The organism is Leptospira mayottensis 200901116 (genome assembly GCF_000306675.2).
Lineage (GTDB): Bacteria > Spirochaetota > Leptospiria > Leptospirales > Leptospiraceae > Leptospira > Leptospira mayottensis.
This window is the reverse complement of sequence record NZ_CP024871.1, coordinates 2,250,001-2,262,500: the sequence shown is the minus strand read 5'-3', so window position 1 is coordinate 2,262,500 and position 12,500 is coordinate 2,250,001. Positions and strand designations below refer to the sequence as shown.

General features: G+C 39.4%; 10 protein-coding genes, 1 tRNA gene and 4 pseudogenes (2 of these 15 only partly in view). 6 read left to right on the top strand and 9 right to left on the bottom strand.

Going from position 1 to position 12,500, the window contains the following annotated elements; genetic code table 11:
• The 5 genes from LEP1GSC190_RS10250 to LEP1GSC190_RS10230 all read right to left on the bottom strand — a co-directional run.
• Positions 1-803 carry the 5' portion of an MFS transporter gene (locus LEP1GSC190_RS10250; RefSeq protein ID WP_002748001.1) on the bottom strand. The gene continues 496 nt to the left of window position 1, outside the view, so 803 of the gene's 1,299 nt are visible here — the first part of the coding sequence; its start codon is at positions 801-803; its stop codon lies off the left edge, out of view.
• A gap of 75 nt (positions 804-878) precedes the next feature.
• Positions 879-1,238 carry a phasin-related domain-containing protein gene (locus LEP1GSC190_RS10245; protein ID WP_002747823.1) on the bottom strand — a complete coding sequence of 120 codons (360 nt, stop codon included), beginning with the start codon at positions 1,236-1,238 and terminating at the stop codon, positions 879-881.
• A 97-nt stretch (positions 1,239-1,335) separates the two neighbouring features.
• Positions 1,336-1,908, bottom strand: coding sequence for a bifunctional nuclease family protein (locus LEP1GSC190_RS10240; RefSeq protein ID WP_002622072.1), 573 nt, complete (start codon positions 1,906-1,908; stop codon positions 1,336-1,338).
• A 55-nt stretch (positions 1,909-1,963) separates the two neighbouring features.
• Entirely contained in the window at positions 1,964-3,835 is a 1,872-nt protein-coding gene (locus LEP1GSC190_RS10235; RefSeq protein ID WP_002747908.1) for an alpha/beta hydrolase, read from the bottom strand.
• Positions 3,836-4,292: 457 nt separating this feature from the next.
• Positions 4,293-4,898 carry a hypothetical protein gene (locus tag LEP1GSC190_RS10230; RefSeq protein WP_237578297.1) on the bottom strand — a complete coding sequence of 202 codons (606 nt, stop codon included), beginning with the start codon at positions 4,896-4,898 and terminating at the stop codon, positions 4,293-4,295.
• A gap of 249 nt (positions 4,899-5,147) precedes the next feature.
• Here LEP1GSC190_RS10230 and LEP1GSC190_RS10225 point away from each other — a divergent pair.
• A pseudogene (locus LEP1GSC190_RS10225) lies at positions 5,148-5,783 on the top strand (IS110 family transposase); the annotation flags it as partial.
• Positions 5,784-5,848: 65 nt separating this feature from the next.
• Complete coding sequence (locus LEP1GSC190_RS10220; protein ID WP_002749202.1) at positions 5,849-7,078, top strand: IS256 family transposase; 1,230 nt, start codon at positions 5,849-5,851, stop codon at positions 7,076-7,078.
• 104 nt (positions 7,079-7,182) lie between these two features.
• Here LEP1GSC190_RS10220 and LEP1GSC190_RS10215 read toward each other — a convergent pair whose 3' ends face one another.
• Complete coding sequence (locus LEP1GSC190_RS10215; protein WP_002745363.1) at positions 7,183-8,235, bottom strand: IS481 family transposase; 1,053 nt, start codon at positions 8,233-8,235, stop codon at positions 7,183-7,185.
• A 112-nt stretch (positions 8,236-8,347) separates the two neighbouring features.
• Here LEP1GSC190_RS10215 and LEP1GSC190_RS10210 point away from each other — a divergent pair.
• The 4 genes and pseudogenes from LEP1GSC190_RS10210 to LEP1GSC190_RS10200 all read left to right on the top strand — a co-directional run.
• Positions 8,348-8,662: pseudogene (locus tag LEP1GSC190_RS10210) on the top strand (transposase); the annotation flags it as partial.
• A 197-nt stretch (positions 8,663-8,859) separates the two neighbouring features.
• A pseudogene (locus tag LEP1GSC190_RS20775) lies at positions 8,860-8,964 on the top strand (histidine kinase); the annotation flags it as partial.
• A 35-nt stretch (positions 8,965-8,999) separates the two neighbouring features.
• Positions 9,000-9,808 (top strand): IS5 family transposase gene (locus tag LEP1GSC190_RS10205; protein ID WP_100224632.1). Its coding sequence is split into 2 segments (ribosomal slippage): positions 9,000-9,339 and positions 9,339-9,808, totalling 810 coding nucleotides; the frame shifts between segments, so codons are not numbered across the junction.
• Positions 9,809-10,212: 404 nt separating this feature from the next.
• A pseudogene (locus LEP1GSC190_RS10200) lies at positions 10,213-11,004 on the top strand (IS5 family transposase).
• A 303-nt stretch (positions 11,005-11,307) separates the two neighbouring features.
• On the opposite strand, the gene LEP1GSC190_RS10195 reads toward LEP1GSC190_RS10200, so the two are convergent.
• The 3 genes from LEP1GSC190_RS10195 to LEP1GSC190_RS10185 all read right to left on the bottom strand — a co-directional run.
• The gene (locus LEP1GSC190_RS10195) at positions 11,308-11,808 is read right to left on the bottom strand and encodes an LIC11966 family lipoprotein (RefSeq protein WP_002761866.1); all 501 of its coding nucleotides are present in this window, start codon (positions 11,806-11,808) and stop codon (positions 11,308-11,310) included.
• A 376-nt stretch (positions 11,809-12,184) separates the two neighbouring features.
• Positions 12,185-12,258, bottom strand: a tRNA-Ile gene (locus LEP1GSC190_RS10190).
• Between the two features lie 58 nt (positions 12,259-12,316).
• Positions 12,317-12,500 carry the 3' portion of a hypothetical protein gene (locus LEP1GSC190_RS10185; RefSeq protein ID WP_002761855.1) on the bottom strand. The gene runs 389 nt beyond the window's last position, so only the last 184 of its 573 coding nucleotides appear in the window; its start codon lies off the right edge, out of view; the stop codon is at positions 12,317-12,319.

The following is a 12,500-nucleotide window of genomic DNA, read 5'->3' as shown; positions in this document are numbered from 1 at the left end:
TCAAAACCAGAAAATGCAAAGACGAAAACAAAATAGAGGAAGGAATATGTAATAACTTCCTTATTTTTGGAATTGAAAATTCCGATGATGGGATGAATCTTTTTCGTTTCTGATGATGCGCGATTTTTTAGATCGAAGGTTTCCCGAAACCAAAAAATGATCATAAAAAGATTGAACAAAGCGATCGCAGTGGCGGCAAGAGCTGATACGGGAAACATGGTGAAAGTCAGGTTCGGAAACATAAGTTCTAAAAAGCTGGAATCTACTTTCGCAAATAACCCTCCCATCGGAGGACCCGCGATAAAGCCCAGGCCAACGCCTGCACCGATTAGTCCCATTCCTTTTGCACGATCTTTTTCGTTTGTAATATCCGCCATCGCTGCAGAGGCTACAGAGATGTTTCCTCCCATTATTCCGGTGATCACTCTGGAAAAAACGAAAAGAGAAAAACTTCCAGAGAACAACCAAATCGCATAACCGAAAAAACTTCCAAAACTCGTAAGAACGAGTACTGGTTTACGACCGATCCGATCCGAAATTTTTCCCCAAATGGGCGCGAATACGAATTGTAAAAGAGAATAGAGACTCGCGACAATTCCACCGAAAAGAGCGACGAATAAGGACCAATCTCCCGAAGAGGTTTCCAAAATGATTCTCGTAAAGTCGGTGAACTTGTCAAGAACGGGATCGCCGGATTTAGCGAGAAAGGCCTTTAGCGTTTCGGGGAAAATGGGAAAAATTACGGAAAACCCCATCATATCGATGAATACGGTAAAGAAAAGTACAAAGGAAATTTTGTTCATGAGAGGTAGAATGGCTCGAAGACAACAATCTTCCAAGCCACTTACCTTGTCTTAACATTTTCGAAAAAAGAGAGGCTATTGCTTGTTACTTAAGAGACGCTTTAATTCTTCGAGAGAGTTTTTTGCGGTCGCTTTGAATTGGTCCGGAATTGATGCTTCGATTTCCGCGGAAAGACGAATGAAATTTTCCTGTAGTTTAGCGAATGCCTGTTGTCTGCTTTCACCACCTTTAGCGAGAATTTCGGTCGCATCCTGAACCGTTTTATTCAAAAGTTCGCGGACCTGGTTGGCTTTTACGCTTTGATTTGCTTCTCCTTTTTCTCTCAGTTCCTGGTAAATCGTATCCAACTCAGCCAGAGACTGTTTGACTTTTTCTTCTCCATTTTGAAACAGAGCGATTCCTGCGTTTAGAATATCCATCAATAATCTTTCCAATCTGATTCTCCTTTTGATCTACCAATTGTGTTCGATCGATTATTGTAGAACCTGCACCAGTTCTAAGTCGTCTCTTTTTTAAACTGTATCAGGAAAATTAAGAATTCTCGATTAACTTTTTGATCTGATCCCGAATTCTGGCCGCTGTTTCATAGTCTTCTGTTTTAAGTGCGTTGTTGAGGGAGTCTTGTAGGATTTCCAATTGGGTTTTGGGAAGTTGAGAGATTTTTTCTCTGGCAATGGATTCTCCCGGAATTTCTTCGTCCTTCATTTCTATTCCGGCTTCTTCGATCACTTTTTTGGCGAGATAGATCGGGGCGTTTGCCCTGAGCGCCAGTGCGATGGAATCGCTCGGCCTCGCGTCTAGGACGATTACATCTTCGTCCTTACGAAGAGTAATTTTTGCGTAAAAAGTATTATCTATGATCTCTTCGATTGATATCTTAATGATGCTTACGTTTAAAGTTCCAAGCAGAACGGTCATCAAATCGTGAGTCATCGGTCTCGGAGGTTTGGTTCCGTCCAAAACAGAAGTGATGGAATGGGTTTCCAAAGGTCCTATAAAAATGGGGACTACTCTGGAATCGGAATCATCCTTCGTTTTTAGAAAAACTGCAAATCCTACGTTTGTCAGAGAAATGTCTGAAATTTTTGCTTCTACAAGATCCATTCCCTTTGGAGGCTATCCTTGTAAACCTTTGGTGTCAAATGCTTTCCCGAGGAAATCAATCGAGTTTCTGAATCCAATCGTGAAAGCCAGAACACATTTCTCGAACCGTAGGCATATGGAATAGAATTCCTAAATGTCCCTGGTCAAATTTTACGATTTGATTGTTGGGCGAAGGGAGAGATTTCAATTCTTCTTCCACCGAATTTACAGGAACGATTTTATCCAAAGTGCCTAGAACGGAGTAAATCGGAAGTTGGAAATTTCTTTGTAATTCTGTATAATTGATCGAACCGTCAAAAGAAAAAAATGCGTGATCTTTGCTTAGCTGAGAACGGATGAACTGTAGAATTACCTTTGTAGATTCCTCGCAAAAAATATCTTCGATCAGAAAATACCATTCCGGAGGAGAAATTTGTCTGTAGCCGACAAAATCTCTTAGGTTTACGACTTTCGTGCTGAGTTCAAAAGAAACCGTTCTCAAAGAAGAATGAAGCCCCAATAAAAACTTAAAGAATTTATTGAGATCCACTGTCGGAAGAGCGGATTGAAGGGAGAATGTAGTCAGATCGAAAAGGAAATCGGAAATCGATTTTGCAGGTAATAGACTAAGCCCGGTTTTGAGCGCGTTCATTCCAGGGATATTGGTTCCCACGGAAACGAAATTTGGGGAAGTCACGGAAATAATTCCGGAAATTGCTTCCTTTGGATCGGGAAGAGGGACCTTGTTTTGAGGATATTTGGAGATGAAGGTTTCATAGGCGGATACATAGTATCTAGGAATCATTCCCCCCATACTGTGTCCCATCACTACAATCTTTTCTTTTGGGAAACTTTCTCGGATCCAATTGAGAACGGCGGGAAAATCTTCCTGAATGAAATCGTCGATTGTCCATCCTTCTTTGATTCCGTTGTATGGAAGAGTTTGTCTAGAACGACCGCGCATATCCATAGAAAAGACTCGGTAACCGTATTTGAGAGCCATCTCTCGTGCGACCTTGTCCATTACCGATCTTCTGCAAAAAAAGCCGGGGATTAAAAGAAGGATTTTTCCGGTCTCGTTTGTTTTTTCTGGCTCGAATCGTTTTAGGCTAACCGAAAAACCGTTGTTAGATGGAATGATGTAACTTGCGTCTAGACGATAAGAACAATTGTAGGTATGACAATCGAAGATGATCGAAGTAACCGGATGTTGTTGTCCTCCGGTTCTCGTGTAATAAAGATGTTTCGCGTAGGAGTGAAGATCCGCTTTTTCTATATTTTTCTTTGCGATATACGGATCTGCCTTGTTATCCATTTCACGAGCGACTACAAAGTCCACTACGTCGTAAAATGAACTCAATTGTTCTCGAACTTCTTCTCTTTGTTCGTCGCTCATCCTATCTCTTCGAATTCCCCAGATCATACCGATCGGATTCCCTTTTACGAAAAGAGGAATTCCGGCGGCGTAATTCATGGTCCCCGAAAGAAGATGTCTTAAATTCGGATGGATTTTTTCGTCCTTGAGACTACTGAAAACAACTTCGGGACGTTTTTTAGTTTCGACTGATATGATCGCTTCTCGGATAAAATTTGCGGAAAGATTATCCTGGTCCTGAATCGAAACGGGAAGAGTTCGGTTTATGAATTCTTGAATATCTCTGAGTCCGATTCGGGTCGCGACCTCTTTCATTTTAAAGTGTGTGGAGGAGGAGACGATTTTTAGATTCTTGTCTTGAATTGCCTCAAAGACCGCATAGTTGAACATAGGTTGATTGTTCGTAAACGTTAAGGCGACGATCTTATTTACGAAAGAGGACCAAACTTTTTCCAAAAACTTATACGTGAGATCCGGAATTGGAAATATGAAAATGTCGTCGGCCGCTACGTTAAGTCCGCTCTTTCCTCTTTTTTTACGGGTCCCAGTTTTTTTTTCGAGAAGTTCAGGCATTTACGACCAGAATTTTAAGTGAAAACTTCTCTGCCAACCTGGATTTAGGACGATTTGAACCTTTTTTAAAGCCGAATATTTTGGGAAAATGATTCAAATATTTGAGAGTCATTTGTAATTTGCGCCGATGTCTCAAATCATTTTACTCATGCGTTTCGATTGAAGTTGTTTGTTTGTCCGATTGTTAAACGAAATCAAGTTTTTGAATGGTGAAGATTTAAGTTTCGAATCGGAATCTTAGATCCAAGATTCCGATTCGGAAGAACCGCAGTTCCATTCTACGGCGAAATTTTTCTTTCGAAATTTTTTCAGGAATTCTTCCCATCGAATCCGATTTAGGGACGTTATTTGAGGAAGATCGAAATCTTGAGGATGCAAACGTTTGAGTTCGGGATGTTTCCTTCGATGATCGGTTCGAGCTTGTATTTCGATTTCATTTTAAATCGTTTGACTTGTCTTATTCCAAAGCGATAAAAACGGATTCGTAAGGTGTTAGTTTAGTTCGTTCCAGATCGTAGCCGCCATCATAATAAACGGATTTGATTTTTCCTTCCAATTGCATTCTTTCATGAAGTGCGCCGAGATATTGTTCTGGACTTTTTAGAAAACGGAAGATTCTCACCTGGAGAAATTCCCTTTCCTGTGGTTTGTTCTTATCGGAAATAATATAAAAACCGTCGAGTCCGCTGGAAAAAGATGCGATCGTATATTCGGCGACCCAGACTTTTTCTGAGTGCGTTGTTAGGTCCAAATTTTGAACGCGTCGAGGCAATCGAACAAGCTCCGCGTTGTGAAAGAAGATTCTTTTGCCGATCCATATTTCAAGAATTTCTTTTTGTTTTCGCCGGATTTGCTCGACTTGTTTTGTTGAGTCGTGCTGCGAATTTATGTGTTTCTTTTTTCGATGATCCCGAATCGTTCCGAGGAATCCAAGGACCGTATTGTAGTCGTTCATAGAATTGATTTTTTCCTGCAAGCTCATCGTTTGTGATTGATCCGCGTTCTGGCAATGCAGACAAATCAGAAGAAAAAATGATAGTGCGAACGTTGATCGGATCTTCATTCTGTTTCCTTCCGTAGCAAGTAACAACGATAGAGTTGAAGCTTCGAATTTCAATGAGAAAACGGATGGAGAAAGTTCGATCTTTTTCGAAAATTATAATTCAAGAAAGTTTCAAGTCCTGGATGCCGATCCATTAAGAGGCATCCGCTGGTTGTTATTAAGACAAAATGGCGCCCCTTCTGGGCTTGAAAACCGTGGGTTAGATGCAAGCATTTACCACAAAACAAGAAAACCAACAGAAGGAACGTAATGAAAAGAAAAGTATATGTAGGAATGGATGTCCACAAAGAAACGATTAGAATTGCGTGTTTAACGAACAATACAAAGGAAATAGTAAAAGAACAGCAGATAAAACATAATGAGGTTCAGATCAAAAAGTTCGTCAATAAACTAAAATCAGAATGGAACGAGATACATAGTTGTTACGAGGCGGGAGTAACGGGTTATCCACTTTACAGATATCTAAAGTCTTTGGGAGTGAACTGTATCCTTGTAGCGCCAGGAAAGATACCAAGACAAAGCTCGGATAAGATCAAAACGGATAAGAGAGATACAATCAAGTTAGCAAAATTATTACGAAGTGGAGAATTAGAATCGATTCATGTACCGAGTGAAGAGGACGAAGCAGTAAGGGATTATCTAAGATCCCATGACAGCCTTCGTTTGGATTTAGGAAGGAATCGTCAGAGGTTGATGAAATTCTTATTAAGAAAGGGTATAACTTACTCAGCAACAAAGTATTGGACAGTCAGTCATAACAAATGGTTGAACAATCTACAGTTTAACAATGAGATCCTTCAAGAGACATTTAACGACTATTATAGTCGGGTAAGAGTTCAAGAAGAGAATTTAAAAGCGATGGATAAGAGAATACAAGAGATAGCGAGAGTGTCGGCTTGATTGTGTAAATGACTTGTGAATAACCAAAAAGTAACAAGGATAAACCCAATATGAGCAACCCCAAAAATCGAGCTGAAGAGCTACTCGATGAATTAATCAAAGATAAGAGTCCTGAAGATCTACTGGGAAATGAAGGCCTCTTAAAGCAACTAACGAAATCACTGATAGAGCGAGCGATGCAAGGTGAGATGACGCATCACCTTGGATACGAGAAGAATTCCTCGTTGGGCAATAACACAGGAAATTCTCGGAATGGAAAAAGTAACAAAAAGCTCAAAGGAGATTTTGGAACAATCGATTTGGAAATACCTCGAGACAGAAACGGCAGTTTCGAACCTCAGATCATACAAAAAGGTCAGACACGTTTTACCGGCTTCGATGATAAGATCATTTCGATGTATTCACGCGGAATGACCACACGAGAAATTACCCAACATCTCCAAGAAATCTATCAAGTGGAAGTCTCAGCGGATCTGATCTCAGAAGTCACCGATTCGGTACTGGAAACGGTGATCGAGTGGCAGAATCGTTCTTTGGATAAAGTATATCCAATTCTCATCATGGACGCGTTAGTCGTAAAGGTGAGAGACGGTCACCACGTTCAAAACAAATCCTTCTATTTGGCTTTAGGAATCAATCTACAGGGCACAAAAGAGATACTTGGGATTTGGGTGGAGCGCACCGAAGGAGCGAAGTTCTGGCTTCAGATCTTAACCGATTTAAAGAATCGCGGAGTTGAAGATATCTTAATCGCCTGCGTTGACGGGTTAAAAGGATTTCCGGATACGATCATATCAGTTTTTCCTAATGCACAAGTTCAACTTTGTATCGTTCATATGGTAAGGAATTCTTTGAAATGGGTTTCTTACAAACAGAAGAAAGAGTTGATGATTGATTTAAAGGCTATCTACAAATCTCCGTCGGCAGAGATTGCTAAGAAAAGCCTTGATGATTTTTCAACCAAATGGGACAGTCAATATCCGATGATCAGCAAGTCCTGGAGAAACAATTGGGAATCGGTGATTCCTTTTTTGGCATATCCACCTAATATTCGTAAGGCGATTTACACCACAAACGCTATCGAATCTATGAATATGGGTTTAAGAAAAATTATCAAGAATCGGGGTTCGTTTCCTACCGATGAAGCGGCTATCAAGCTTCTTTATTTAGCTTTGAATAATATGTCTAAAAAATGGACCATGCCTATTCAAGATTGGGGAAAAGCAATGAATCAATTTTCGATTATTTTCGGCGATCGGTTGAAGTTCGATTCGTTTTAAGATATGTCATTTACACAGGAACGCTGACACCCTCACCGATCGCCGAAAATAATCGAAAATTTGTACAGTAACAGTATTCGCCTGACACTTCTGAAAGAAATTGACTAATCTTCTGAACTAGGCTCCTCGTCCTCTTCGACTTTAATTCCTTCGAAAAATACTTGAAATGGAGTTCTTCCGTTCATGTTTCTTCCTTGATGGACTCTCTTGTAATTGTATTCCTCAAAGAAGATTTCCAGATCGATTTGCATTTCTTCAATCGCCTCGTAGAATTTGGTTCTACCAGCAATTCTGAAATGCTCGTCGAGCAAAGTTCGATGAAGTCGTTCAACGTATCCATTGCTCTGGGGTCTTCGCACTTTAGTAGTCCGATGTTCGATCTCTTCTAATTGAAGAAAGAGTTCGAACGGATGTTGATCTTCTCTTCCACAATACTCACGACCATTATCGGTAAGAACGGTCATAACTTTAACGTTATGTTCTTCGAAGAATGGAAGGACGTCGTTGTTGAGAGTTTGCACAGCGGTAACAGGAATCTTCGTATTAAAAAGCCTTCCCCAAGCGAATCGACTGTGACAATCGATTACGGTTTGCAAATAGACTCTTCCAACTCCCTTTAAGGAACCGACCATGAACGTGTCCATAGAGACCAATTCTCCGGTAGAATCGGCATGTATGTGCCTTTCTCTGTATTCTGGATCGAATCTTTCAAGGAGTTTAATCTGATCCTCGGTGAGAGGGATGATTTGATCTTTGTGATGTTCTTCAAGTCTGAGAAGCCTTTGATGTTTGGTTACAAGTTTATTCCTCGCCCAAACTCCTCTGACTCCTCCTGAGCTTACTTTGATTCCCTTGAGGCTGAGTTGTTGTGCGACTTTTAAACAACCGTGGGTAGGACGTTGTAGAGAATATTCTAAAACTTCTTTCTCGATTTCTTCGCTGACTCTGTTCGGATGAGGTCCGTTTGCTCCAGGCATTCGATCCAAAAGTCCTTCTGCTCCGTAAGTTTGAAAGTTTCTTCGGATCTCGTAGAACTGCTGACGGGAATATCCCATGATTTTGCAGGCCTTACTTACATTTTCTAATTCGTTAGCAAGTTCTAATAAATTTAGCTTTCTTCTCGTAGCTTTTGTCGTCGCATTGGCGTTGGTGGTCATCGGTTTCTCCTGAGTTTAAATAATTTGTGGTAAAATCATTTTTACTTTCAGAAGAAATCGGGACCACTGATTTTTACCCGACTGTCAGGTGAATACTATCACTACACAGACTGTTCCGGGAGAATATTCCAGCGGTTCCAAAAGAAAACAAACAGGGATAACAAAAACAGGAAGTCCCAGACTTCGAAGAATATTGACAGAAGCAGCTTGGCAACATCGTTTCCCTGGAACAGGAAGTAAGATTGTAACCGCACGTAGATCGGGACAACCTGCGTTAGTTGTTGCTTTGGCGGAAAAAGCATCTCTCAGATTACACAAGAAGTTTCGTAATCTACAGCAAAGAGGAAAAACTCCTCAGGTAATGATAACGGCAGTTTCAAGAGAGTTATCCGGATTTCTTTGGGCGGCGATGAATCTGGTTGCATAGAGTTAGAGTAATGTTTCATCCAATAATTGGATTCGTTAGAGAAGATGTACGATAAAGGAGGAATACTTGTTGGCTCAGTGTTGAAGCAAATTTGAATTTCAAATTTGACCTTCGTTTTAAGACTAAGAACAGCTCCCGATGTATAGATTATCCTGCGGTATCCAACCCGCGAATATCAGTCTGATCAATCGTCGCGAATGCTTTTCTCTAACGAGTTAAATTATTGGGTGATTAAAAAAAATGCGAAAAAATATTTACAGCTCCGGATGGGGGCGCCATATCAGAGCCTGTCCCAAAACCTCCTTGTACTTGTAGTCTCAGGAAATAGATATGACATATGAAATCAGATTTAGGTCATTTAGATATCCCTGAAGAGATTTGGAAACGCCTTCATCCCTTGCTACCAAAGCGTAAAACAAACTCCAAGAAAGGAGGTCGTCCTCGGCTTGATGATAGAGTGGCGATGGCCGCAATATTTTACAGGGTAAGAACAGGAATTCAATGGAGATATATACCTCCGATGTTCGGTTCAAAATCAACGTTACATAGAAGATTTCAGGAATGGGTAGCCAGCGGAGTTTTTGATAAAATTGAAAAAGAAGCATTAAAACTTTATGAGCGCACTGTTAAAATTAGAACTAAAAGAATGGCATCTGATGGTAGCTTCGCAAGAGCTCCCAAAGGGGGGCTTTCACGGGTCCAAACCCGACGGATCGCGGCAAAAGAGGCCTTAAAAGGCATATTCTCGTCGATCGGCGTGGAGCACCTGTAGCTTTTGTAATCGCTTCGGCAGGAACTCACGATTCTAAATTACTTTTTCCTACTTTAGAAAAGTTCAAAGTATTTAGAAACAAAAAATTGCTTAAACCAGAAATCCTTTCTTTAGATAAGGCTTACTCTAACAAAACGATTAAGAACAATTTAAAAAAGAAGAATATTCAATATCGAATTCCAAATAAAAAGAATGCGAGAAATCCTGAATGGATTGCTCCGCTAAATCCTTTTAGATGGACAGTCGAACGTACTTTTGCTTGGTTTAATGCATTTAGAGCCATAAAAACTTGTTGGGAATTCAAATTTGAAAATTATAAGGCATTATTCCAAATCGCATTTGCTATCATTTTAATTAGAATGTCCTGGAAATAGGTTTTGGGACAAGCTCTAAAATAAAGTTATAAACAAAAAAGCGAATTATCGTTAATTTACCAAGATAGTTACTTTCATACAAAATAAATAAAACGTGCCATAAAAGGTTCGAGGTATATATCCGAGACGAAAGTTCTTGAGTTGATCCGTTCCAATCAAATTTTTTCAATAAAAGTTTGTTTCAAAATCTCAGAATGTAGGAGTTCTTACGGAGTTTAACAATAATAAAGCCTATTCGAAAGCCAATCAATAGTCAAAAGGAAGAAATCTATGGGACTCCTTCGTCTCGTGAAAGATTCACGATGATATTTCTATCAAAGTTTGGAGGCAAGTTCTAAAATTAGAACTAAGAGGTTGTCCCAAAACCTCCTTGTACTTGTAGTCTCAGGAAATAGATATGACATATGAAATCAGATTTAGGTCATTTAGATATCCCTGAAGAGATTTGGAAACGCCTTCATCCCTTGCTACCAAAGCGTAAAACAAACTCCAAGAAAGGAGGTCGTCCTCGGCTTGATGATAGAGTGGCGATGGCCGCAATATTTTACAGAGTAAGAACAGGAGTTCAATGGAGATATTCCTCCAATGTTCGGTTCGAAATCAATGTTACATAGAAGATTTCAGGAATGGGTGGCAGCAGGAACTTTAAATAAAATTGAAAAATAAACATTAAACTTTATGAATGCTTTTTTAAAATTAGAACTAAAAGAATGGCATCGGATGGTAGCTTCGCAAATTTCCAAAGGGCTTCACGGGTCCAAACACGACGGATCTCTGTAAAAGAGGCATTTAAAGGCATATTCTTGTCGATTGGTCATCTATAGCTTTTGTAATCGCTTCGGCTGGGCTTACGATTCTAAACTATTATTTCCTAGTTTGAAAAACTTTATAATATTTAGAAATTATAATGTTCTGAAGACGGAGATTATCTCTTTGGATAAAGCTGATGCTAACAATGCAATTAAGGAAAAATTAAAAAGGAGGAATGTTGGGTATCGAATTCCAAATAAAAAAATGAGAGAAATCCTGAATGAACTGCTCCATTAAATCCTTTTAGATGGACAGTCTAACGCACTTTTGCTTGGCTCAATGCGTTTAGAGCCATAAAAACTTGTTGGGAATTCAGATTCGATAATTATAATGCATTATTCCAACTCGTATTTGCTATCATTTTAATTAGAATGTTCCCCAAATAGATTTTGGGACAAGCTTTTAGTTGATAAGGCCGTTCCAAATATGTTAAAAACCCTTTTTGATGTATAATTCGTAAAAGATAAAAAACTAAGTTTGAAAGAAAGCGGTGTTCGTTTTAATGAAAACTCAAAAACACTGTGCTCGTAAGGCGCCGCCTAAAGAACATTTGGCTTTAGGGCACCTCTATAAAATCAAAAAACAACAGAACGTTATAAGGAATTCTTATGAGAAACCACTATTTTATGACATTCGAGAATTCTAAAATCTATTTTATAGAGGTTCCCTTTATTTATTTTGAGAAAGAATTATTGGGCCGGGTATTCTTTCGCGAACTTATCGGAAGCAGCATTCAAAGTGTTAGCTGCCTTTTCGAAATCCTGGTTGATTCGGTTGCTTATTTGAATGATTTCGTTCTGATCGGCCTTGTCTTTTTGAGCACGAAGTTCTATGAGGCGTTTATAATCTTTGCTTACGACCTTCAGATAGGTTTCGATCGCTTGAATGCCCGCGTTCTTAAAGCCGGAATCTCCTTTAAAATCGCCGATTCTCTTCAGTTTATCAAGAGAAGAAGTCAGTTTTGATTCCCAAGCCTTTCTGGCGTTTTCCGCGTTTGTAAAATCGTCATTTGCCAAAGTTATATTTAACCCATCCATATCGCTTGTGGCAGAATTATAGTTTATGGAAGAGTTCAATACTTCCATGATCTTATTGTTATAATCCACCGGATCTTGTTTACTGCAACCGGATGCTAAAAGTAGAATGTAAGAAACCGTTGCGATAACCGTAGTCACGTATTGTTTTTTCATACTCGTAACATCCGAACGAAATAAAAAATTTCAATCAGAAATTGTCTCTTAAGGAGCTTCAAATTTTTCCGAATTATAATTATAATAGGTGCTTCACGTGTCTTCTGATCTATGCTTTGAATCAAAAATAATTGAGGAGAGCAGATTTCAGGGATGCATCGTATAGTTTTTCGAAATTGGAAAATAAAAATCTGAAATTGCGACCGGCTCTCTCCGCTTCAGATAATTCAAAAGGTTGTATTTACACTTTCAGTTATTTGTACTTTCTTCGAATTGAATGCTGTATAGACCTATTGATAAATTATAGGAAGGCATCCCTCTTGAGTTGTTATGGAATGGAAAGTTTAATTTTGTTGCGAGTAAAGTTTTACTCGTGTGGGCCCAGAAGGACTTGAACCTTCGACCCGCAGATTATGAGTCTGCCGCTCTAACCAACTGAGCTATAGGCCCGGAGTGTTTCCAGTATTTTCGGGAAGTCTCGTTATTCAAGTGAATTTCTTTCAAAGGATCAAAAAGAATCCGAGAAGAGAGGTTGCAGAAAATGTTTCGGATCTTGAAAGAAAACGGAAACAGTTTTGTTTTCGGAATCGAAACAAAGATAAATCGATACGACCTTTCCTTTTCGTTCCAAAAGAAAATAACGAACTGTAAGAGAGTTTCCGGCAACGATTTCTTTTCTTTCGCCGCCAATT

Bases quoted from the DNA above. Each gene is read 5' to 3' on its own strand.
- LEP1GSC190_RS10240 (WP_002622072.1), bottom strand. From the start codon at position 1,908: ATGGATCTTGTAGAAGCAAAAATTTCAGACATTTCTCTGACAAACGTA.
- LEP1GSC190_RS10235 (WP_002747908.1), bottom strand. From the start codon at position 3,835: ATGCCTGAACTTCTCGAAAAAAAAACTGGGACCCGTAAAAAAAGAGGA.
- LEP1GSC190_RS10230 (WP_237578297.1), bottom strand. From the start codon at position 4,898: ATGAAGATCCGATCAACGTTCGCACTATCATTTTTTCTTCTGATTTGT.
- LEP1GSC190_RS10220 (WP_002749202.1), top strand. From the start codon at position 5,849: ATGAGCAACCCCAAAAATCGAGCTGAAGAGCTACTCGATGAATTAATC.
- LEP1GSC190_RS10215 (WP_002745363.1), bottom strand. From the start codon at position 8,235: ATGACCACCAACGCCAATGCGACGACAAAAGCTACGAGAAGAAAGCTA.
- LEP1GSC190_RS10195 (WP_002761866.1), bottom strand. From the start codon at position 11,808: ATGAAAAAACAATACGTGACTACGGTTATCGCAACGGTTTCTTACATT.